Here is a 22999-nt window from a genome sequence, read left to right on the forward strand (position 1 = left end):
ATGCACGCTTTGATTCTCGATCCCGGCCTCTCCACCCCGATCGGCCACCACTACAACCTCGATGCCTGCCTCGTGCAAGAGCTGGCGCAGCTGGGAATGCCGGCGCGCATCATCTCCCATGCCGAAACGGCCCCGGTGATCGTCGAGAAGCTGGGTACCGTACCGCATTTTCGCTCACACCCATACCTGATGCGCTCCACCGATCAGCTCGTGGGGCCGCTGGAGGACTATCTCGAGTTCAACGAGGTGCTGGCGACCGATCTCGCCTCGCTTGCCAGCAAGGTCGATTGGACCGATGCGCTGGTGATCCTGCATACGGTCAACGATCGCATGCTCTTCGGCCTTGCGCGCTGGCTCGGCTCGGCCGCGCTGCCGGATAGCTGCAAGATCATGATCGTGCTCCCGCACGAATCCGGACTCGACTCCGGCGGCAAAGCCGTCACCTGGAAGGCGCTCTTGTATCGCCACGCCTTCAATGTCCTGAACCGGCTGGCCGGCGGCCGCGCCAGCCTCCTCACTCTGTCGGAGCTGCAGGTGCGGGACTTCGGCCTGCTCTCGGGGCAACCCGTGAAAAACATGCCATATCCATCCTGCGCGGTCGGCTGGCGCCGGGCGAATGGGGCGCCGCAGCGCTCCGAGCGCCCGCGGCGCCGTGTGCTCTACTGCGGAGAAGCGACCCGCCGGAAGGGCTTTGATCTGCTGCCGGAGATCATCCGCAAGGTGAGCGCGGCCAGAGCCGATGCGGAGTTCGTGATCCAGCTCCATGGATGGCATCCGAACGACCCGCTGCTGGCGGAGGTGGCGAGCCTGACGCGCACCCAGGCGAACGTGCATACGGTTTCGGGCTTCACCTTGCCCGAGGACTTCTACCGGCTGCTCGACGACGCCGACCTGATCGTGCTGCCCTACCAGGCGCCTGTCTACAAGGCCGGCACCTCGGCGATCTTCGAGGAGGCGATGTATCTCGGGTGTCCTTGCGTGGTGCCGCCTGAAACGATGATGGCAACTGCGTTGGGCCGGCATCCCGAGGCGGGGGCGGTCGCGGCCGACGCCAGCGCCGCCGCGCTCGCCGATGCGGTGCTCCGCGTGCTCGCCGACTATCCCCGCTACCAAGCGGGAGCGATGGCCGCCTCGCTCGAATGGCGCGCCCGCGATGGCATCGATCGCTTCGCCCAATTTCTCGTCGATCAAGTCCGCAGCCGATGAGCGATGCGGGCGAGCACATCGCCCAGGGTTTGGCCGCGCATCAGAGCGGTCGGTTGGACGAGGCAGAGCGCCTCTATCGTCTAGCGCTGGGCGCCCAACCCCGGAGCGCCGAGGCCTTGCATCTCCTCGGCCTCGTCATGCATCAGACCGGGCGGACGGGGTCGGCGCTCGGCTTCCTCAAGGGGGCGGTGCGGGAAGCATCGCTGCCTCAGCATCGTCTGAGCTTGGCCAGCGTGCTGGTGGCCCTTGGACGCCATGCCGAAGCCGCGGTTGAGCTGCGCCGGTTCCTCGCCGAGAGCCCGGCCGATGCCGAGGCCGCATTGGCGCTGGCCGCCGTCTCCAGATCAGCCGGTGTTGTGGCGTCGGCAGTCATCTGGGCGAGGCGCACGCTGGCGGTTCGCAGCGACTATGCCGAGGCCGCCTACAATCTCGGCAACTGGCTGCAGGCCATCGGCCAGACCCAGGCAGCGCTCGTGGCGTACCGTCGCGCGCTCGCAGCCCGCGGCGACTATGGCGATGCGCTGGCGAACCTGGCGCCGGCGCTCCTCGATTTCGGTCGGCCGTCGGGGGCATGGCAGGCGGCGCGGCAAGCGATCGCCTTGGCGCCCTCCCATGCCGCAGCCCTCAACAATCACGGGCAAGCAGTGCAGGCGGCCGGTATGACGCGCCCGGCCACCGTCTCGTTTCGCCGGGCCCTTGCCGCCGAGCCGCAGCTCGTGGCCGCGCACAGCAACTACCTCTTCAGCTTGAGCTACGCTCCGGAGACGACGCATGGCGAGCTGTTCGCCGCCTATCAGGAATGGGCGGTGCGCCACGCGCCGTCGCCTGCGGCTTGGCCTCGCCACCGCAACTCTCGGGACGGCGAGCGGAGGCTGCGCATCGGCTATCTCTCGGCCGATCTCGCCGATCATCCCGTCGGCCACAATTTGATCGGGCTCATCGAGGCGCATGATCGGCAATCGGTGGAGCTCTATGCCTATGCGGCGGTATCGCGCCCCGACCCCATGACCGCGCGATTCCGCCGGGCCTTCTCGCATTGGCGCGACCTCGAGGGCATCGACGACGCACGGGCCGCCCAGCTCGTCCGCACCGATGCGATCGATATTCTGGTGAGCATCGCCGGCCACACCGCCCACAATCGCCTCATGGTCGCGGCGCAGAAGCCGGCGCCGGTACAAGCGAGCCTGTATGACCTTTCCACCACCGGTCTTGCCGCCATGGATGCTTGGTTCACCGATCCAGCGCTGCATCCGTCGGATAGCGCCGAGCGCTTCACCGAGCATCTCGTCCCTCTGCCGTGCCTCTATCTGCACGCTCCGCCCGATCCATCGCCCGAACCGGGTTCGGCGCCGGCGGAAGAGGCGGGCCGCATCACCTTCGGGTCCTGCAACAATCCGGCGAAGCTGACGGACGCGGTGCTCGCGTTGTGGGCGAGGGTGATGGGCGCGGTTCCGGGCTCGCGCCTTCTCATGAAATACCAGGATCGATTCGCCGATGCCGCGCTGCAACGACGGGTCACGGCGCTATTCGGCGATCACGGGATCGCGCGCGATCGGCTCGACTTCGTCGGCGGGCGACTGCCCCGGGCTGGTCAGCTGGCGATTCTCAACCGTGTCGACATCGCGCTCGATCCTTTTCCCTTCAATGGGTCGACGACCACCTTCGAAGCGCTGTGGATGGGCGTACCCGTCGTCAGCCTCGCCGGAGACCGCTTCCTCGGACGGGTGGGCGCCAGTTTCCTTGCGCAAATCGGCCTTGGCTCCCTCGTCGCCGCCGATGCCGAGGCCTATGTCAGGCTCGCCCGAGAGCTGGCCGCCGATGCGCCACGGCGCGCCCGATTGCGCCAGGAGCTCCGCCCTCGGTTGCTGGCATCGCCGCTCTGCGACGCCCCGGCCCATGCGCGCGCCTTCGAAGCGGCACTTCGTGCGCTTTGGCGCGCGTGGTGCTCCCGCTGAGGGCCCGGCCGCGTGCCGAGTGCGTTCCGTTGGCCCGGCCTTTCTGCTATAGCTCGACCTGACCGCAACACGAGCGCTGGTTCGATCCGGCTCCCGGCGAGCCCAATCGGCCGAGTTCGCCAATTCGTCCCAAAAGGGGCATCAATATATGACTACGGCTGCGCCACAGAGTGCCACGCTCGCCATCGCCGGCGGCCAGGATGCCTTCAACATCCTGAAGAATTGCCGTCACGGAGCGATGCTGTTCAACCGCAATGACCAGTATGTCGGTCGCTCGCTGGAACTTTACGGCGAGTACTGCGAGGCGCGGGTGGAAACGCTGCGCCAGCTTCTGCAGCAGGGCGACGTCGTCGTCGATGTCGGCGCCTATATCGGGAACACCACCTTGTTCTACGCCCGAGCGGTGGGCGAGAAGGGCGCGGTCGTCGCCTTCGAGCCGCAGCGTGTGATCTTTCAGACGTTGTGCGCCAACTTGGCCTTGAACAGCATGACCAACGTGTATGCCGTGCATGCCGCCGTCGGCGACGAGCGCGGGCAAGCTGTGGTGCCGCTCCTGAAGCCGGAGTTGGAAAACAACTTCGCGGCTCTCGGGCTCGAAGATTCCAAATGGGACCAGGGCGATAGCGTTCCGGTGACGACGATCGACAATCTGGAGTTGCGCAACTGCCGCTTCATATCGGTGGATGTCGAGGGCATGGAGCTGGCGGTGCTCAAAGGGGCGGAGGCCACCATCGCCACCTGCGCTCCAATCTTGTTCGTCGCCAACCATCGCAAGGACAAGTCTGCCGCCTTGATCACCCACCTTCTCGATCGCGGCTATCAGCTCTACTGGGACGTCGCCAAGGTCTACTCGCCATCGAATTTCTTCGGCAAAGCCGACAACGTCTTCGAAGACATGGTCAACGTCGGGATGATCGGACTGCCGCCTGGCGACACGCTTGCGGTCGACGGACGCCAGATTACCAGCGCGACCGACACTTGGCATGGCACGGCCACGGTGCGCATCTTCGCGCCGCCAGGCAAGGGCGGTTGATCACCACCGGCTGACGCGTGCGGGAAGGGGCGGCCAGAGCGGCAATCGACACACTTCTCGCCGCTGCTTTGGCCGATCACCGCTCGGGACGACTTGCCGAAGCGGCGGCGGGCTACCAGGCGGTGCTGGCCCAATCCCCCGAGCATGTCGACGCACTGCATCTCCTCGGACAGATCGCGCGCGATCAGGGCCTTCTCGACGCCGCCTCGCACTTGATCGGACGCGCGGTCGAGCGCGATCCGAGCTTCGCCGAGGCCCAAAACAGCTTGGGCACGGTGGTCAAGGCCAAAGGCGACCTCGTTCGGGCGATCGGGTGCTTTCAGACGGCGGTCCGTTTGCAGCCGAACTACGGGGTGGCGCTCAACAATCTGGGCAATGCGTGGATGGATTTGGGCGACCGTCCAACGGCCGCCGCCGCGATCGGCCGCGCCCTGGTGCTGGACCCGACCTACGCCGAGGCCCATGGCAATCTCGGGAACGCCCTGCAACTGCAGGGCGAGGTCGACGAGGCGCAGCCGTGCTATCGGCGTGCGCTGGCGCTCACACCCGGCTCCGCCACGTCATGGAGCAACCTCGCCAGCCTCGACCAAGCGCTGGCCGAAGCCGAATCCGCCGAGCGGCGCTTCCGGCGGGCGCTGGCGATCAAGCCGGAGCCATGGCTACACAGCAACCTGCTCTTTGCCATGTCCTATGATCCGGCGGTGACGTCGGAGCGTCTGTTCGCCGAGTACCGGCGCTGGGAGCAACGCCATGGGCGGCCCTGCTATGGGCGGATCCGTGCGTATGCCAACCCGCGCCAGCCCGATCGGCGCCTCAGGCTCGGCTACGTCTCCGCCGATTTCCGCGCGCATCCGGTCGGTTGGAACGTGCTGGGGCTGATCGAGCGGCATGATCGGGAGCGGTTCCAGGTCTTCTGCTACGGCGATGTTCTCCGGCCGGACCGTATTACCGAGCGCTTCGCCCAGCGGGCCGAGGTCTGGCGTGGCGTCACCGGCGTCGGAGACGAGGCGCTGGCCGAGCGCATACGCGCCGACGGGATCGATGTTCTCGTCATCCTCGCCGGTCACACCGGCCGCAATCGACTGCGCGCGGCGGCCTTTAAGCCGGCCCCGGTGCAGGTGAGCTTTCACGATCTGTCGACGAGCGGCCTCGAGGTGATGGATGCGTGGCTGACCGATCCCAGCCTGCATCCGGCGGACACGCACGAGCGCTTCACCGAGAAATTGATCCGCTTGCCTTGCTTCTATTTGCATCAAGCTCCGGAGGACGCGCCGGAGCCGGGACCGGCGCCGGAGACCCGGAACGGGTTCATCACCTTCGGCTCGTGCAACAACACCGCAAAGCTCAATCGCGAGGTCCTGGCGCTGTGGTCCGATGTGCTCCGCGCTGTTCCAGGCTCTCGGTTGCTCTTCAAGTATCTCAACCGCTTCGCCGCTCCGGGACTGCGCCGGCGCATCGGCGAGACCATGGCGCGGCTCGGCATCGCTGCCTCTCGGCTGGAGTTCCTGCCCGGCGAGCTCGGCCGTGGCGAGCAGCTCGCCGTCTTGACCGGTGTCGACATCGCTCTCGACCCATTTCCCTTCAGCGGATCGACCGCGACGTTTGAAGCGCTTTGGATGGGCGTGCCTGTCGTCTCGCTGGCAGGCGAACGGTTCCTCGGGCGGGTAGGGGGCTCGGTCCTGGCTCAAGTCGGTCTGTCCGACCTCGTCGGCGCGGATCGAGCGGCCTATGTGCGGATTGCCGCCGCGCTCGCCGGCGATCGCGGACGTCGCATGGAACTCCGCCAAGAGCTTCGCGGCCGGCTCGCTGTTTCGCCCCTTTGCGAGGCCGACGCCTATGCGCGTTCGGTCGAGGTGGCCTACCGCACACTCTGGCAGACTTGGTGCCGGGGGTGACGGTGGACGTGCTCCGCGCTGCCATCGCGCGACACCGCTCCGGCGATCTTGCGGGGGCAGAGCAGCTTTACCGGCAAGTGCTCGAAGCCGAGCCCGGACGAGCCGACACACTGCACCTGCTTGGGCTCCTGCTCGGCGCCGTCGGCCGCAGCGACGAGGCTGCTAGCTATCTCAGCGAGGCGGCAAGGCGGGTTCCCGCGCAGGCGCTCTACCAGCTCGCCGCCGGAGAGGCTTTGCGCGCCGCCGGCAAAAGTGCGGAGGCCGGCGCTCTCCTGGAGAAGGCGCGGCAACGCTTCCCGGCGGATGCGGCGCTCGCGACGGCCCTCGGCCTTGCCCTCTTCGATCAAGCCAACGTCGCGATGGCGGCGGGCCGCCTGCCGATGGCCGAGGCGTTGTTGCGGCGTGCGATCGATCTCATGCCGCTGTCGGCCGAAGCGCATTTCAATCTTGGCAACGCCTTGAGCGAACAAGGGCGGCTTGAGGCAGCGCTCGGCGCCTATGGCGCGGCCCTCGAGCGGGCTCCGCTGCTGGGACCGGCGCATACCAACCTCATGCGGGCGTTGAAGCGCCTCGGCCGAACCGGCGAGGCTGCCCTCCATGGTCGCCGGGCGATCGCGATCGAGCCGTCCTCATACCCGGCCTTGGTGAACTTCGGAGATCTTTGGATCGTCGCCGGTCGCCTGCATCTGGCCGGGGCGCCGCTCCGGCGTGCCCGCTGGATCAATGCCGCGCCGGCCGAAGCGTTGCTGACCGAGGGCGTCTCGAGCCTGCTCGCCGGTCACTTCGGCGCCGCGCGTCGCGCCATCGCGGCGGCGCTCGCGCTGGCACCAGGGTTGCCAACGGCGTTCAACAATTTTGCAGCCGCCGGCATCGAGCCCAGGGAGGTCCGACGGAGCTTTCAGCGGGCGCTCGCGATCGAACCCGGTAATGCCCAGGTGCACAGCAATCTGCTGTTCGCCGAGGCCTACGCGGCGGAACTGGACAACCCTGCCCGGTTTGCCGAGATCCGGCGCTGGCAAAGCCGTCATGCCCTGCTCCGACCGACCCGCGGCGGTCCCCACGCCAATCGCCGCGAGCCCGAGCGGCCGCTCAAGGTGGGTTATCTGTCGGCCGATCTGCGTAGCCACCCCATCGCCTACAACCTCGAAGGCCTGTTCGAGAACCACGATGGGTCGGTCGTCGAGACCTATGCCTACAGCCTGGCCGCCGCCCCCGACGAGGTAACAAACCGGCTGACGCAAAAGGTCAACCAGTGGCGCAACGTTGCCGGTCTCGGCGAGGCGGAGATCGCCGAGCGCGCGCGGCAGGATGGCATCGACATCCTGGTGCTGCTGGCCGCGCATATCGGCGACAACCGGCCGCTGGTCGCAGCCTATGGAGCCGCTCCGGTCCAGATCGCCTTTCACGATGTCATGAGCAGCGGAGTCGCCGCCATCGGCTATTGGCTCACGGACTGGGTGTTGCACCCTCAGGACACGCCCGAGCAATTCACCGAAAGGCTGGTGCGGCTGCCTTGCTTTTATCTGCACCGACCGCCGGCCGGGGCACCCGAGCCGATGGTCGCACCCGCCGCACAGAGTCGCTATATAACATTCGGATCGTGCAATAACCCGTTAAAAATAAACGATTTAGTGGTTGACGTCTGGGGCCGGATCCTGCACCAGGTTCCAGACTCGCGGCTCCTGCTCAAATACAAAAATTGTTTCGCCGACGCTTATGTGCAGGACTGCTTTCGCAGACGCTTTGCCGAGCGCAACGTCCCAAGCGAGCGGCTGATGTTCGTCGGCGGCGATCTGGCCCGGAGCGAGCAGCTGGCGTTGCTCAACCGTATCGATGTCGCCCTCGATCCGTTTCCGTTCAACGGCTCGACTACCAGCTTCGAGGCCTTGTGGATGGGCGTGCCGCTGGTGACCATGGCCGGCGACCACTTCGTCGCCCGGGTCGGTGCCAGCTTGCTCGTGCCGCTGGGCCTTGAGGAGTGGGTGGCGCATGACGCCGATGAGTACCGCAGGATCGCGATCCGCCTCGCAGGCGAGGCGCGGGGGGCGAAGGAACCGCGGATTCGGTTGCGCCACCAGGTCGCCGCCTCGCCGCTCTGCGATGCCCGGGCTTACGCCCGCGCCATCGAGAGCGCATACCGGTCGATGTGGCGGGAGTGGTGCGCCCAGCGATGAACGATGAGCCGCAAGCCGTGCCGCGTTCGGCGGAGGCCAGCTATGAAGCCGGAAACGCCAGCTTCGCCGCGGGCGACCTCGCCGCGGCGCGCTCGGCCTACGCCGCCGCCGTTCGTCGCAAGCCGGGGTTTGCCGAGGCGCACTACAATCTTGGCATCGTGCTGCACCGGCTTGGCGACCGCGAGGGTGCCGCGCGATCGTTTGCGGCGGCGCTGACGATCCGTCCGCATCTCGCGCTGGCGCGCCTCAACCTGGCGACGCTTCGCCACGAGAGCGGGGACCTTCGGAGCGCGATCCGCCTCTACCGCGGCGTGCTTGCAGAAGAGCCGCAGCTGAGCGACGCGCTGGGCAATCTGGGGCAGGCCCTCGGGCGTCATACTGAAGCGGGAGCTCCGGCGCTGATCTGGCTCGCGCGCGCCTTGGCCGTTTCGCCCTTGGACGCCTCGACACTTTGCAATTTGGGCGCGATGCTCGACGACAACCGCGCCGCGCAGCGACGGCTCCGAGGATCCCTGGCCTTGGCCCCGATGCTGGCCGCCGCGCAACTGAACTACGGCACTCGGCTGCGCGAAGCAGCCGCGTGGCCGGCAGCGCAGCGCTGCTACCGCCGGGCACTGGTCCTTGCCCATGGCGCCGTGGCGCTGACCAATCTTGCCCTTGTCGCTCTCGATCTCAACGATGGCGTGGAGGCCGAGCGCCGCTATCGCCAGGCGCTTGCGCTCGAGCCGGCTCTTGCCGGTACGCATCGCGGCAGGGCCGAGCTGGAGCATCGGCGAGGAGAAATCGGCCGCTCTTGGCTGCGTGCCGCCCGTGCCTTGGCGATCGATCCCGACGATGGCGGCGCGGCCAACAACCTCGCCAACGCCCTCCTGGCTCTGGGCAAGGCCGGTACCGCCGTCAGCTACTACCGACAGGCCCTCGAAGCTGATTCTTCGAATCAGCTATACCATAACAACTTATTGTTCTGTTTGGCTTATGTGCCGGACTCGACTATCGAGGATCTGTACCTCGAAGCGCGCCGCTGGGAAGCCCGGCACGCGGCTTCGAATTATCGGGAGATCCTTCGGCACGACAATCCGCGGCTGCTGGATCGGAGGCTCCGGGTTGCCTATCTCTCCGCGGATTTCCGCGATCACCCCGTTGCCTGGAACCTGCTCGGGCTGCTCGAGAACCATGATCGCCCTGCGATCGCCGCTTTTGGATACGCGGAGCTCAGAACCACGCCCGATGCCATGACCGAGCGTTGCCGCGGATTGATGGAGGGTTGGCGTGATACCGCAGGCCTCAGCGATCGGGCCGTGGCGAAGCAAATCCGCAGCGACGCCATCGACATCCTCGTCACCATCGCCGGGCATACCGGGCCCAACCGTCTGGGCGTGGCCTCCTTCAGGCCGGCGCCGGTGCAAGTGAGCATGTACGACATCACGACCAGCGGGCTCGAGGTCATGGATGCCTGGCTGACCGATTCAGTGCTGCATCCGGCCGATACCGCCGAGAAGGCCACCGAGCGGTTGGTGCGGTTGGCGCGCTTTTGCGTGCATCGGCCGCCGGAAGCCTCACCCCCGCTCGTGCCGCCGCCGGTTTGCGGGCGGGGCTACGTCACTTTCGGCTCCTGCAACAATCCGGCAAAGCTGAACGAGCCCGTGGCGGCGGCCTGGGCCTCGATCCTGCGGCAGGTTCCGGGCTCGCGGCTTGCGTTGAAGTACAAGGGTTGGTTTCGCGATCCGATGGTCGCCTGCCGCTTCACCGAGCTCTTCGCCAGCCATGGCATCGCTCCGGACAGGCTGGAGCTCCTGGGAGGCGACCTTCCCAAAGCAAGCCAGCTCGCGGTGCTGAACGGGTTCGACATCGCCCTCGATCCGTTTCCCTTCAACGGATCGACCACGACCTTCGAAGCGTTGTGGATGGGGCTTCCGGTCGTGAGTCTCGCCGGCCATCGCTCAACCGGGCGAATGGGGGCCGATATGCTGCAGGGGCTTGGGCTGGGCGAGCTGGTCGCCGGCGCGGTCGAGGACTATGTCCGCATCGCCGTTGCCCTGGCGCGGGACCCGGAGCGTTTGGCGGCCCTGCGTGCGAGGCTAAGGCCGCTGCTATCGGCCTCGGCGTGGTGCGATGCGGTGGGCTACGCGCGGACGGTCGAGGCTGCCTACCGCACGCTCTGGCGAGAGTGGTGCGCCGGCGAACGGCCGTGAGCGGTACCGATCAGGTCTTTCAGGCGGCGTTCGCCTTGCACCAGGCCGGTCGCCTGGCGGAGGCGGAGGCGCTGTACGGGCATCTCTTGAGCCGCGAACCCAACCACGCCGAGGCGCTGCATTTCTCGGGCGTGCTGGCGCTGTCGGCGGGACGCCCGGACGAGGCCGTCCGGCGCATCGCCCGCGCCCTCGAGCTGGCGCCGGAAGCGGCCGATGCCCATGCCCATCTGGGTCTCGCCTTCAAAGCGGTCAGCCGCCTTGAGGAGGCGCGCGCCAGTCTCGAGACCGCCGTCCGCCTGGATCCGACCGATGCCGGCAAGCACAACAATTTGGGCGTGGTCTTGCGCGCCGCCGGCGAACCGATGGCCCCTCGCTCATTTCGCAGAGCGCTCGTCTTCGATCCCGGATTTGCCGAGGCCCACAACAACCTCGGCAATGCCGCGCACGACCTGCATGATCTCGACCAGGCCGCCGCCCGCCTCGCGCGAGCCGTCGCGCTGCGGCCCGGCTATGCCGATGCCTTGCGCAATCTCGGCACCGTGCTCGCCGCCGGCGGCGCGTTGCAGCGGGCGGTTACGGCGTATATGCGCGCGCTCGAGCTCAAACCCGATCAGCTCGATACCATCCACAATTTGGGCGCGACACTTCTGTCGCTCGACCGGGTCGAGGCGGCGCTCGCCTGCTTTCGGCGTGAAGCGGCCTCGCGCCCTGGCGAGGCCGGGGCGTGGGGCAGCCTCGGCGCCGCCGAAAAGGCCCAGGGCCGCATCGGCCGGGCGATCGTCCAGCATCGCAGGGCGCTCGCGATCGATGGCGACGACGCCTCTTCGGTCAACAATTTGGCCGATGCTCTTCAGGCGCTGGGCGATGTCACGGCGGCGGCAAGGCAGTTTCGGCGTGCAATCCAGCTTCGTCCAAAAGATCAAGATATGAACAGCAATCTATTGTTTTGTTTGTGTTACGACGCAGGCACAAGCAACGCTGGGCTCTTTGCCGAGGCGCGGCAATGGGAGTCCCGGCACGCCGCTCCCCATTACGCGCGCACCCGGACCCACGCCAACCGGGCCGAGCCCGAGCGCCTGCTCAATCTTGGCTATGTTTCGGCAGATTTCCGCGACCATCCGGTCGGCCGCAATGTCCTTGGTCTCCTCCAACACCACGACCGCCAGGAGATCCGGGTCCATTGCTATGCCGAGCAGCGACTGGCCATCGATGCCCTGACTGAGCGCTTTCGCGCGCTGTCGCCGTGCTGGCGCGCGACCACGGGGCTTCCCGATGAGGCGATCGCCGCCCTCATCGGCAAGGACCAAATCGATATCCTCGTGCTGCTGGCTGGGCATACCGGGCACAACCGGCTCGGCGTGGCCGCCCATCGGCCGGCGCCGGTGCAGGTGAGCTTCCATGACGTGACGACGAGCGGCCTCGGCGTCATGGATGCCTGGCTCACCGACGCCGTCCTCCATCCCGACGACAGCACCGAGGCGTTCACCGAAGCCCTGGTGCGGCTCCCATGCTTTTACCTGCATCGACCGCCTGATCCCTCGCCGGCGGTCGCGCCGCCGCCGCATCTGAGCACCGGCCGGATCACCTTCGGCTCATGCAACAATCCGGCGAAGCTGGGCGAGAGGGTGATCGAGACGTGGTCGGCGATCCTCAGATCGGTCCCGGGTGCGCGCCTGCTCTTGAAGTACGTCGATTGGTTCGCCGACCCGGCGGTGGCGGGGCGCATTGCCGGCATGTTTCAACGCCACGGGATCGGCCCGGAGCGACTCGATTTCCTTGGCGGCGATCTCAGGCGCGTGGAGCAGCTGGCGGTACTGCATCGGATCGACATTGCGCTCGATCCATTCCCCTTCAACGGCTCGACCACCACCTTCGAGGCGCTATGGATGGGGGTTCCGGTGGTGAGCCTCGCGGGCGGGCGCTTCGTCGGGCGCGTGGGGGCGAGCGTGTCGGCGCAGCTCGGCCTCGACGATTTGGTTGCCGCGACAACGGCGGACTACGTTCGGATCGCCGTCGCCCTGGCAGCGGACCATGGCCGCCTGGCAAGGCTTCGAAGTGACCTGCGTCCTCGCCTGGCAGCCTCGCCGCTCTTGGATGCCCCGGCCTATGCGCGATCCGTCGAGCAAGCCTATCGGGAGCTGTGGCGCACCTGGTGCGCCAACCGGCGGGGCGTCAGGCCCGCGGATTGAGGGCGGGCTCGGAACGCGCTCGGCACCATTCCCGCCATAATCCGCGACAGGCCGCTTCAAATTGGCGGGCATAGTCCCGGCCATCGGCAAGCGGAGAGGCGGCGATCTGTTGGCGCAAATCCGCGCGGAGCCGGCGCAGGCGGCTCGGATCGCGAGCGAGCCCGACGGCAATCCGCACATAGGTCTCCGGGTCTCCGGCCACCAGCGTCTCTAGGCCGACCCGGACCAGCATGCTGGCGCCCTGACGGGCGACCAAGGTGTTTCCTGCGAGCGTGACGATAGGCACGCCCATCCACAGGACTTCGGCGCTCGACAGGCCGCCGGTGAAGGGCAGAGGGTCGAGCGCGATGTCGACGCTACCCAGCGCCGCCAGATGGCCGCGGGCAGCGGGCACGCGGCCGAGATACCGGACCCGCTCCCGGTCGATACCGGCTTCGGCGAGGGAATAGGTCAACCGCCGCCTCGGCCCCGACTCGGAGAGCGCGATCGCCTTCACCAGCAAACGCGCCTCCGGCAGCGCATCCAGGATGCGCGCCCAAAGCGTTAGGGTCTCGGGCGTCAGCTTGGTAAGGTTGTTGAAGGAGCCGAGCGTCACATGTCCCGAGCGGTCAGCCGGCAAAGGCTCGACCGCCGGGGCGTCCTGTGGCGGCTCGAACACGGCAAAGCCGGCATCGAGGCGCAGGAGCCGGTCCTGGTCGGCATCAGCGCCATCGCCCGGCGGATCCAGCCAGCGGTCGGTGATCCTGGCGTCGATGGCGCTCAAGCCGGTCGCGGTCACGTGATTGAGGGCGGCGATCTGGATGGGGGCCTTGCGGCAGGCGAAGCGGCGCCGATCGCGGGCGAGGTAGCCGGTGACCGACACCATGATGTCGACGCCATCGGCGCGGGCGGCGGCGGCGACGGCGTCGTCGTCCAATCCGGCGATGTCGCGCCAACCGTCCGCCATGGCGCGCAGACGTTCGGTATCGTCATCCGGCCGCGCCACCTCGGCATAGCCCAGAACCCGGAACCGGTGGCGATCATGGTGAGCCCACAGCGGGCGCAGTTGCATGAGGAATTGATGCCGCCTCAGGTCCGGAGAGAGGTAGGCGATGGTCAGTCGACGCTCGGGGTCGGCGGAATTGGCGAAGCTTGGTGCCGGCCCGCAATTCCTCTCGGCCATGCGCCCCCAACGGCGACTTGCCCGCGACTGCCGAGCGGCGTCGGATTCGGGCATGAAGCAAAGCGCGAAGATGAGGTTGCTGTGGGGATCATCGTCCTCGGGCTTCAGAGCGATGGCACGGTCATAGGCGCGGACCGCATCGGCAAAGCGGCCGCGATCCCTGAGATGGTTGGCGCGGTTGAACCACGCCTCGGCATAGGCCGGCTCCAAGGCGAGCGCGCGGGCGAAGCGAGCCTCGGCGCGGTCGTCGTCGGCGAGTGCTGCCAGCGAGCCCAAGGCGAACCAGGCATCGGCATAGTTGAAATCGTGGGCGATCGTCCGCCACAAGGTGCGCTCGGCCGCGGCACCTTCTCCTTCGTCAACGAGCGCGCCGCCCAGATTGGTCAATATCGGCACCACCCCAGGAGCCAGCGCCACCGCCCGGCGGTAGGAGCCCGCGGCCTCCTCGCCTCGCCCGAGGCGCTTCAGCGCGTTGCCGAGATTGCTGTGGTAAAGCGCTTGATCGGAGGAGATTTGGATGGCGCGACCGATCAGGTCTATCGATTCGGCGGGACGGCCCATGTCGGAAAAGGCCACACCGAGGAGATGCAATGCATCGGCGTGCTGCTGCTCGCGCTGGAGAATCGCACGATAGAGTTGGGCCGCTTCGCCGATGCGCCCGGCGCCATGCAGGCTGATCGCTTGCGCCAGGATCTCGCTCACTAGCATCGGCCGGCGGGGCTCAGTCGACATGGGCAAAGGCCCCTGGATCTGCGCGCCCCAACCGGCTAAACCCTAGGCCGATGTCGATTTTTACCGGCAAGAACGTGCTCGTCACCGGCGGCACCGGCCTCATCGGTCGCCCGTTGGTGGAAATGCTGCTTGCCGAGCGGGCGGCGGTGCGCGTCGCCTCGCTCGACGATCCATCACGGGTGGTGCCGGGGGCCGAGTTTCGTCGTCTCGACCTTACGGTGCTCGACAATTGCCTCGAGGCTTGCCGCGACATCGATCATGTCTTTCATCTTGCCGGCATCAAAGGCTCGCCGGCAATGACGCATTCCCGGCCGGCCAGCTTCTTCTTCCCGACGATCTCGTTCAACACCAACATGATGGAGGCGGCGCGCCGGTGTGCCGTCGAGCGCTATCTCTTCACCTCCACCGTCGGCGTCTATTCCCCGGCGGAGGTGATGCACGAGGACGATGTCTGGCGGAGCTTCCCCTCGCCGAACGATCGCTTCGCCGGATGGGCGAAGCGCATGGGCGAGCTGCAGGCGGAGGCTTATGCGCTCGAATATGGCTGGGACAAGATCGGCATCGTGCGGCCGCCCAACGTCTATGGACCGTTCGACAACTTCGATCCCGAGGGCGGCATGGTCGTGCCCTCGCTCATTCGCCGCGCCGTCGACGGCGAGCGGCCGCTGACGGTCTGGGGCGACGGCACGCCGGTGCGCGACTTCATCCATGCCCGCGACGTGGCCCGCGGCATGCTGGTTGTGATGGAGAAGGGACTCGGCCCTCCGGTCAATCTCGGCTCCGGGACCGGAACCTCGATTCGCCGGCTGGTCGAGGTCGTGGTCGCCGCGCTGGGCGAGCCCTGCGAGGTCGCGTGGGATACCAGCAAGCCGGCAGGCGACCGCATGCGGGTGCTGGACGTCGCGCGCGCGCGCGCGATCGGCTTTGAGGCGGAGGTCTCGATCGAGGACGGTATCGCCGAGACCCTGGCTTGGTACCGAGCCAACCGCGCCGGTCTGCCCAAAAGGTACGACGTGTTCAAGGATCAAGTCTTCCGGCCCTGACGTCGTGCGCATACCTGACATGCTGCGACGGTCATGGAATGTCTCAAATGGTGTTACCAATTGCCATCCTGTCGGGGGCCAAGACAGGAGCGATCGTCATGAGCAGGAATATGGTGTTTGCGACCGTCGCGGCGGCATTTCTCGGCCTTGTCGGGCCGGCCGTCGCAGGCGATCCGCCTACGGCGGATACGACCGTGACCTTCCAGTGCCCGGGAGAATCGCCGCAGCAGTTCCACTACTACGGCTCTCGCGCAGGACGCAGCGACGAAACCGCCAAATTGGAGGCCCAGTGGTACTGGAACCGGACGCGAGCCGATCATGGAGCAGGCTGCACGATCCTCAGCCCAAAATAGCTATCGGACGCCGCCGCGCCGCATCCTAGTCGTCGACCTGCCCATCGGGCTCGTAGACGATGATGCGGCTGCCGGCGGCGCCGATCCCGACGGGGACGTGGATGAGCCGGCTCAAACGGTCGGTGACCGCCGCGCGCTTGCCGGGCTCGACGAGGAAAGCCATGAAGCCGCCGCCGCCGGCGCCGAGGAGCTTGCCGCCGGTGGCGCCAGCGGCCATCGCCGCCTCGTAGATCTCGTCGATATGCGCGTTGGACACGCTGTCGGCGAGCTCGCGCTTCAGCCGCCAGCCCTCGTGCAGGAGCCGGCCCAGCTCCGTCATCTTGCGCATCGGGTTCGTCAAGATCGCCTCGGCCTCGTCCACCATCTGGGTCATGGTGCGCAGCTGGGTGGCACGCTTGTCGAGATTGGCGATCTTCTCCCTGGCGATGTCGGTCGAATAGCGCGAAACGCCGGTGAAGAACAGCAGCAGCCCTTGCTCGAGCTCCTGGCGCTTCACGTCGGGGATGACGATCGGCCGCACCTCGAAGCGCCCGTCGGTGCCGAAATTGATGCGCGCGAGGCCGCCATAGGCGGCCCAGATCTGGTCCTGGCTGCCGACGCTCTCGCCGATGATTTCCTGCTCGATGCGGATCGTCTCTTCCGCAAGCTTGCGCTTGGTGATCATCTTGCCTTGCAAGGCGAAGAGCGCGTTGAGCAGCCCGGCGGTGAAGGACGAGCTGGATCCGAGGCCGGAGCGCGCCGGCAGATCGCCATCATGGTGGATCTCGATGCCGGACTCGAACGGGTGCTCCTGCAGGACGGCGCGCACCGAGGGATGGACGATGTCGTCGATGGCCTTCACCAGCTCGATGCGGGCGTAGACGATCCGGTGCTTGTGCTCGAAGAACGGCGGCAGCGGCCTGACGGTGATGTAGCAGTATTTGTTGATGGCCGTTCCCAGCACGGCGCCCCCGTGCTCCCGGTACCATCTCGGATAGTCCGTACCGCCTCCGAACAGAGATACGCGGAACGGGGTGCGACTGATGATCATGAGTCCTCGCCGACCGGACGCCGGGATTCCCGGAAGAACGCGGTCGCTCCCGACAGGCTTTCGGGCGTGCCGATGTCGATGAATGCCCCCTGGCGCACCACCGCATGTAGCGCACTTGGCTGGAGCTTTTCCAGGAAATCCCGCTCGAGCGACGGACCATCGCTGCCGGCCAGGCGATCCAGCGCCTGCCGTCCGAAGCAGTACAGCCCGGCATTGATGAGAGCGGGGCCCGCGCTGGACGGATCCTTCTCGACGAAGCGCTCGACATTGCCCTGGCGGCCCACGATCACGCGGCCGTAGCGTCTGGCGTCGGCGACCTCCACGCACAGCATCGAGGCTTCGGCGCCGCTCTTTTGATGCTCGCTCACCACACCCGCCAGCTCGACCTCGACGGCGCTGTCGCCATTCAACACCAGCACCGGATCGGAATGGAGCTGCTTCATGGCGAATCTGAGCGCGCCAGCGGTTCCCAGCGGCGCCGGCTCGACCACGGGGATGACGGACAGGCGATCCGGCGCTCTGCCGCTCAGATGCGCCAGAACACGCTCGGCCAGGTGGCCGAGGCAGAGCACGACCCGTTCGAGCCCGGCTGCTTCGAGCCGGACGAGCAACAAATCGAGAAAGGTGGTGCCACCGATCGGCGCCAGGACTTTCGGTGTGCTGCCGAGCACGCCCGCGATGCGGGTGCCCTGGCCCCCGGCGAGCACCACCGCGTCGATCTTGGCTAAGGTCCCGGGCATGGTCCTGAAGCCGTTGCGCCCGGCATGAGCCCGTTCACGCGGCGCGGCGGACGGTCTCACGATACCAGCCGTGAGTCCGTCCGAGACCCGTGTCGAGATCGGTCCGGGGTTTCCAGCCCATGGCGGCCAGGCGCGAGCCTTCGAGGCGTTTCAGCGGCATGCCGTCGGGCTTGTCGGCGAGGTATCGGAATTCGCCATGATAGCCGATCACGGCGGCGATGCGGCTCGCGAGCTCGGCGATCGACACGTCCTCGCCCAGGCCGAGATTGATGACGCGCTCATTGCTGTATCGTTCCATGAGGAAGACGAGGCCGTCGGCGGCATCGTCGACGTAGAGGAACTCCCGCCTTGGCGTGCCCGTGCCCCAGATCTCCACCGGACCGCCGGACGACGTCGCCGCATCGACCTTGCGGATCAGCGCCGGCACGACATGGCTGGAGCCGAGATCGAAGTTGTCGCCGGGACCGTAGAGGTTGGTCGGAATGACGGCGATGAAATCCTTGCCATGCTGGCGGCGATAGGCCTGGCAGAGCTTGATGCCGGCGATCTTGGCCACCGCATACCACTCATTCGTCGGCTCGAGCGGACCAGTGAGCAGCGCCTCCTCACGCATGGGCTGGGCGCAGAGCCTCGGATAGACGCAAGATGAACCGAGGAACATCAGCTTGGCGACCCCAGCCTTGGCCGCAGCATGGATGACGTTCGCCTCGATCGCCAGGTTGTCGTAGAGAAACTCCGCCGGCCGGCTGTCATTGGCGAGGATGCCGCCGACGACGGCGGCGGCGAGAATGATCGCGTCGGGCCGCATCTCGGCGAGCCATGCCTCGACCGCCGCCTGCTGCCTCAAATCGAGCGCCGCCCGCTCGACCGTCAAGACCGTCGCGCCGTCGGCCGCCAGCCGGCGCGCCAGCGCCGCGCCGACCATGCCCTTGTGTCCGGCGACCCAGACGCGCTTGTGGGCGAGGGGGAACAACGTGCCTGCCGCCATGGTCCTGGCCTCAGACGTTCGAGTACACCGAGTTCTGCAGCATGGTGTAGCCCTTGATCATCTCCTTGATGCCGTCGTCGAGGCTGTATTTCGGCCGGAAGCCAGTCTGCTCGATCTTGGCGTTGGAGACGATGTAGTCGCGCTTGTCCGGATCTTCACCGATTGGCGCCTCGAGAAAGACGAACTTGGGCAGATGCGTGCGAATGCGCTCGCACAGCTCCAGCTTCGACAAATTCGCATCCGACAGGCCGACATTATAGGCCTGGTCGCGCATCTCCTCGAAATTGGCGAGCCCGTGCAGGAAGGTGCGGGCGACGTCGCGGACGTGGATAAAGTTGCGCTTGAAGTGCGGCTCGAACAGCACCACCGCGCGGTCGTTGAGGGCGCGATAGACGAAGTCATTGACCAGGAGGTCGATACGCATGCGCGGGCTCATGCCGAACACAGTGGCGAGCCGGAAGCTGATGGCGTTCCCGTGCTCGAGCGCGATCGCCTCCGCCTCGACCTTGGTACGGCCATAGAGGGAGATGGGGTTGAGCGAGTCGTTCTCGGTGATCGCCTTGCCCTTCTGGCCGATGCCATAGCCGGAATTGGTGATCGGCATCAGCAGGCGCTGGCCGCGGCTCATCAGCTTCGTCAGGCTGGCGATGGCGTCGCGGTTGACGCTGACGGCACCGATCTTGTCGCGGTCGCAAAGCGGGGCGCCAACCAAGGCGGCGAGCGGAATTACCACGTCGGCCTGCTTCAGGAGCGGCTTCAGGGTCGCCTCGTCGCGCGCATCGCCGCGGACCACCGAAAAGTTCGGATCGGCGCACACGTGGTTGAGCGAATTCTGCTTGAACAGGAAATTATCGATCACGGCGACTCGATGGCCGTCGGCCAGGAGTGCCGGCACCAGCGTGGATCCGAGATAGCCGGCGCCGCCGGTCACGACGATCGAGTAGGTCTGAGCCATGCGCGCAATCCTAGCAGATTCGCCTTGGGGAGGGACGCCTCAGGCGCCGTCTGCGTCGCTGCGTCAATTGCAGGTGCGGTCGAGCACGTGGTGCAGGCGTTCGATCTGCGCCGTGAGGTCGGTCGGATGGTTGCCGACGAAGAAGCCGTGGTCGTGAGCGGTATCCGCGTTCGGCGTCGACCCGCCCACGACCTCGTAGTCGAAATACTTGATGGCGGGATGCCTGAGGAAATTGCCGCCGGTGATGATGCGGAAGCCGATATCGGCTTCCTTGAGCGCGGCGAACACCCGCTCGCGCGCGATGTTGCGCTCGGGGTTGAGGATGATGGTGAAGGAGAAGGCGGAGCTCTTGCCGTTCTCGCGCTGGATGATGAAGCGGGGATCCTTGCCCAGGAGCTGGTGAAACAGCGCCATGTTCCGGCGCCGCTGCACGGTCATTCCCGGCAGCTTCTTCAGCTGCTCCACGCCGATCGCTCCCGAAAGCTCGATCGGCCGCACATTGTAGCCGGGCATGATGAACTTATAGGCTTCGTAGAAGTCGCTTCCCGAACGGCGATAGACCGGGCTGTCGGGCGGCAGATCGCGGGTCCAGCCGTGGTTGCGGATGACACGCATGAGATGCGCGAGCTCCGTATCGTCGGTGATCACCATCCCGCCTTCCATGGTCGAGATGTGGTGGGAGAAGAAGGTGCTGTGCGTACCGACATCGCCGAAGGTGCCAGCCTTGCGGCCCGCCAGCTCGGCATCCATGGACTCGCAATTGTCTTCCATGAAGAACAGGCCCTGCGCGTCGGCGAAGCGCCGCATGGCGTCGAGCGCAGCCGGATTCCCGAGGATCGAGACGGCAAGGATCATGCGCGTGCGGGCCCCAAGCGCGGCCTCGAGCTTGGAGACATCCATGTTGAGGGTCTCGAGCTCGACATCGACGAACTTCAGCTTGAGGCCGTATTGCTGCAGGGGATGATAGGTGGTGCTCCAGGAAATGGCGGGCACGATCACCTCGTCGCCGCGCTGGAGAGGTCTGTCCTTCTTGTGGAAGAAGGCCGCGACCGCCACCAGGTTGGCCGAGGATCCGGAGTTCACCATGACCGCATGCTTGGCGCCGAAATAGGCGGCGAACGCCTCCTCGAAGGCGCGCACATTCGGACCCATGGTGAACTGTCCCGACGCGATCACACGGTTGATCGCCTCGATCTCCTCCTGGCCCCAGGTCGGGGTGGCGAGCTCGTAGAACATCCTCACCCCGCCTTGCGCGTCATTGCCACGTGCGAGACCATCAGAAGGGTCCGCGGAACTGGCTCTGGTAAGCGAGCTTGGCGCGCTCCGGATCGGGCCGCCAGGATTTGTCCTTCGGCTTGACCATGCGGTGTGCCGTCTCGGCGATCGTGCCGGGATTAGGGTAATAGAGCGCTTCCAGCGCCGGCGTCGTCGGGCAGGTCGTCGGCATGAAGCCCATGCGTTTGACGGCGATCCCGGCCTCCGACCCTACCTCCTCGAAGACCCGGGCGACGATTTCAGCCGAGGCCCCGCCGCAGGTCCAGGCATTGTCGACGACCAGAAGGCGCTTCGTGCGACGCGCCGAGGCGATGATGGTGTCCACGTCGAGCGGCACCAGGCTGATGGGATCGATCACTTCGGCGCGAATGCCGACCTCGGCCAGGAGCTCGGCCGATCTGAGGCACTCGACCACCATGTTGGACACGCCGACCATGGTTATGTCGTCGCCCTTCATTGCCACCCGCCCCTTGCCGAGCGGCACCGTGAAGGGCGCCTCAGGCGTATAGGCTTCGGTCGGATAGAGGAGGCGGTGCTCGACGAAGATCGTCGGGTTGTCGTCTCGAATGGCTGCGATGAGGCAGCCCTTGGCGTCATGGGCGTTGGACGGTGCGACGACCTTGAGGCCCGGCACATGCATGAACATGGCATGCAGACCCTGGCTGTGCTGCGCGCCTTGGCCCCAGGATTTGCCGATCATGCTGCGCACCACCATCGGCACCTTGACCGAGCCGCCATACATGTAATGAGCCTTGGCGGCCATGTTGATGAGCTGGTTCATGCACAGCATGAGGAAGTCCATGCGGATGTGCACATGGATCGGCCGCATGCCGGCCATCGCCGCGCCGATCGCCATGCCCGACATCGCGTCTTCGGAGAGCGGCGTGTTGAATACGCGATCGCGACCGAAGCGCTGCTGCAATCCGAGGGTCGAGCCTTGAATGCCCTTGGGATCGTCCACGTCGAGCCCGAACAGGAAGACCGAAGGGTCCCGCTCCATTTCTTGGATCACCGCTTCCTTGAGCGCATCCACATAGCGCAGGATGCGGCCGGGATGCGCCGCTTCAGGAGGCATAGACCTGCTCCATCAGCTCGCGGGGCTCCGGGAACGGGCTCTCCTCGGCAAATCGGATCGCCTCCGCGACGAGCGTCTCGACCTCGCGATCGACGGCGGCGCGGGCTGTGGCATCGAGCGCTCGGCCGGCGCTCTCCACCTGATCGGTGCTGCGCCAGCGCTCGAGCTCGTCCTTGCCGCGATAGCCGATGTGGTAGTCCTCGCCGGGCCCGACATGCTCCTTCCAGCGGTAAACATGGGCCTCGATGAACACTGGACCGGAAGCGCCACTGCGCATGGCGGCGACGGCCTCCGCGGTCGCCGATCGGATGGCGAAGACGTCCCCGTCGGCGATCTTGTGCGCCGGGATGCCGAAGGTCTCGACGCGCTCGCAGAGCCGATCGGTCGCCCAACGCTTCGATTGTGGAGTGTGGATCGCGTAAAAATTGTTCTCGCAGACGAACAGCATCGGCAGGCGATGCAGGCTCGCGAAGTTGAGGGACTCGTAGAACACGCCCTCCTCGGTCGCCCCGTCGCCGAAGAAGGCGGCTACCACCTGTCCCTTGCCGCGGCGCTTGTAGGCGAGCGCGTAGCCCATGGCGATCGGCACGGTGGTTCCGACGACGGCGGAGGTGCCCAGCACGTTGGCCGCCATGTCGACGAGATGCATGGAGCCGCCCTTGCCGCGGGCGCAGCCGGTCGCCTTGCCATAGAGCTCGGCGAACATGCCCTTGAGGTTGCCGCCCTTGGCTAGATAGGTGGCGTGGCCCCGATAGGTGCCCGATACGGCATCATCGGCGCGGAGCGCATCGCACACTCCCACCGCCACGGACTCCTGGCCGATCGATAGATGCACCGGGCTTTTGATCTTGTCCGTGGGGTAGATGCGCGCCACTTCCTCTTCGGCGCGCCGGATCAGCCGCAACGACCGGTAGATGCGCGTGAGGTCGGCTTTGCTGAGATCGGAAAGGTTGGGTTTCGCCACGCCATAGCCTCGTCGCCTGCCGCCGGCGACCATGCAAA

17 protein-coding genes are annotated in these 22999 nt (G+C 66.6%); 9 read left to right on the forward strand and 8 right to left on the reverse strand.

The genetic code is table 11. The features are described 5' to 3' along the window. From HY058_15910 to HY058_15940, 7 genes are all read left to right on the forward strand, one after another. A complete protein-coding gene (locus tag HY058_15910) occupies positions 1-1206 on the forward strand; it encodes a glycosyltransferase (protein ID MBI3498784.1) in 1206 nt (401 codons plus the stop codon). Beyond that, complete coding sequence (locus tag HY058_15915) at positions 1203-3161, forward strand: hypothetical protein (protein MBI3498785.1); 1959 nt, start codon at positions 1203-1205, stop codon at positions 3159-3161. Before HY058_15910 ends, HY058_15915 begins: the two co-directional genes overlap by 4 nt. Positions 3162-3309: 148 nt before the next feature. Continuing rightward, the gene (locus tag HY058_15920) at positions 3310-4194 is read left to right on the forward strand and encodes an FkbM family methyltransferase (GenBank protein MBI3498786.1); all 885 of its coding nucleotides are present in this window, start codon (positions 3310-3312) and stop codon (positions 4192-4194) included. A gap of 17 nt (positions 4195-4211) precedes the next feature. Next, positions 4212-6089, forward strand: coding sequence for a tetratricopeptide repeat protein (locus HY058_15925; protein MBI3498787.1), 1878 nt, complete (start codon positions 4212-4214; stop codon positions 6087-6089). Continuing rightward, on the forward strand, positions 6077-8263 hold the full coding sequence (locus tag HY058_15930; protein MBI3498788.1) for a tetratricopeptide repeat protein: 2187 nt from the start codon (positions 6077-6079) through the stop codon (positions 8261-8263). Before HY058_15925 ends, HY058_15930 begins: the two co-directional genes overlap by 13 nt. Continuing rightward, positions 8260-10455 carry a tetratricopeptide repeat protein gene (locus tag HY058_15935; protein MBI3498789.1) on the forward strand — a complete coding sequence of 732 codons (2196 nt, stop codon included), beginning with the start codon at positions 8260-8262 and terminating at the stop codon, positions 10453-10455. The genes HY058_15930 and HY058_15935 overlap by 4 nt, the downstream gene beginning before the upstream one ends. Continuing rightward, positions 10452-12644, forward strand: coding sequence for a tetratricopeptide repeat protein (locus tag HY058_15940; protein ID MBI3498790.1), 2193 nt, complete (start codon positions 10452-10454; stop codon positions 12642-12644). Before HY058_15935 ends, HY058_15940 begins: the two co-directional genes overlap by 4 nt. Here the strand turns inward: HY058_15940 and HY058_15945 are convergent. Further along, on the reverse strand, positions 12628-14538 hold the full coding sequence (locus tag HY058_15945) for a tetratricopeptide repeat protein (protein ID MBI3498791.1): 1911 nt from the start codon (positions 14536-14538) through the stop codon (positions 12628-12630). The two genes, HY058_15940 and HY058_15945, sit on opposite strands and share 17 nt — an antisense overlap. 50 nt (positions 14539-14588) lie before the next feature. Between HY058_15945 and HY058_15950 the strand changes: the two genes are divergently transcribed. Continuing rightward, complete coding sequence (locus tag HY058_15950) at positions 14589-15581, forward strand: NAD-dependent epimerase/dehydratase family protein (GenBank protein ID MBI3498792.1); 993 nt, start codon at positions 14589-14591, stop codon at positions 15579-15581. Positions 15582-15679: 98 nt separating this feature from the next. Further along, complete coding sequence (locus tag HY058_15955) at positions 15680-15934, forward strand: hypothetical protein (protein MBI3498793.1); 255 nt, start codon at positions 15680-15682, stop codon at positions 15932-15934. Between the two features lie 25 nt (positions 15935-15959). Here HY058_15955 and HY058_15960 read toward each other — a convergent pair whose 3' ends face one another. From HY058_15960 to HY058_15990, 7 genes are all read right to left on the reverse strand, one after another. Continuing rightward, positions 15960-16964 carry a kinase gene (locus HY058_15960; GenBank protein ID MBI3498794.1) on the reverse strand — a complete coding sequence of 335 codons (1005 nt, stop codon included), beginning with the start codon at positions 16962-16964 and terminating at the stop codon, positions 15960-15962. Then, complete coding sequence (locus tag HY058_15965; protein MBI3498795.1) at positions 16961-17704, reverse strand: NTP transferase domain-containing protein; 744 nt, start codon at positions 17702-17704, stop codon at positions 16961-16963. The genes HY058_15960 and HY058_15965 overlap by 4 nt, the downstream gene beginning before the upstream one ends. A gap of 34 nt (positions 17705-17738) precedes the next feature. Beyond that, entirely contained in the window at positions 17739-18692 is a 954-nt protein-coding gene (locus HY058_15970; protein MBI3498796.1) for a GDP-L-fucose synthase, read from the reverse strand. A gap of 10 nt (positions 18693-18702) precedes the next feature. Beyond that, complete coding sequence (locus HY058_15975; GenBank protein MBI3498797.1) at positions 18703-19647, reverse strand: NAD(P)-dependent oxidoreductase; 945 nt, start codon at positions 19645-19647, stop codon at positions 18703-18705. A 63-nt stretch (positions 19648-19710) separates the two neighbouring features. Then, the gene (locus HY058_15980; protein MBI3498798.1) at positions 19711-20883 is read right to left on the reverse strand and encodes a DegT/DnrJ/EryC1/StrS family aminotransferase; all 1173 of its coding nucleotides are present in this window, start codon (positions 20881-20883) and stop codon (positions 19711-19713) included. Positions 20884-20923: 40 nt separating this feature from the next. Continuing rightward, positions 20924-21997, reverse strand: a complete 1074-nt coding sequence (locus tag HY058_15985; GenBank protein MBI3498799.1) for an alpha-ketoacid dehydrogenase subunit beta — start codon at positions 21995-21997, stop codon at positions 20924-20926. Beyond that, the gene (locus tag HY058_15990; GenBank protein MBI3498800.1) at positions 21987-22994 is read right to left on the reverse strand and encodes a thiamine pyrophosphate-dependent dehydrogenase E1 component subunit alpha; all 1008 of its coding nucleotides are present in this window, start codon (positions 22992-22994) and stop codon (positions 21987-21989) included. The genes HY058_15985 and HY058_15990 overlap by 11 nt, the downstream gene beginning before the upstream one ends. Positions 22995-22999: the final 5 nt, after the last annotated feature.

This window comes from Pseudomonadota bacterium (assembly GCA_016195085.1).
In the GTDB taxonomy this organism is placed as follows: Bacteria; Pseudomonadota; Alphaproteobacteria; order SHVZ01; family SHVZ01; genus JACQAG01.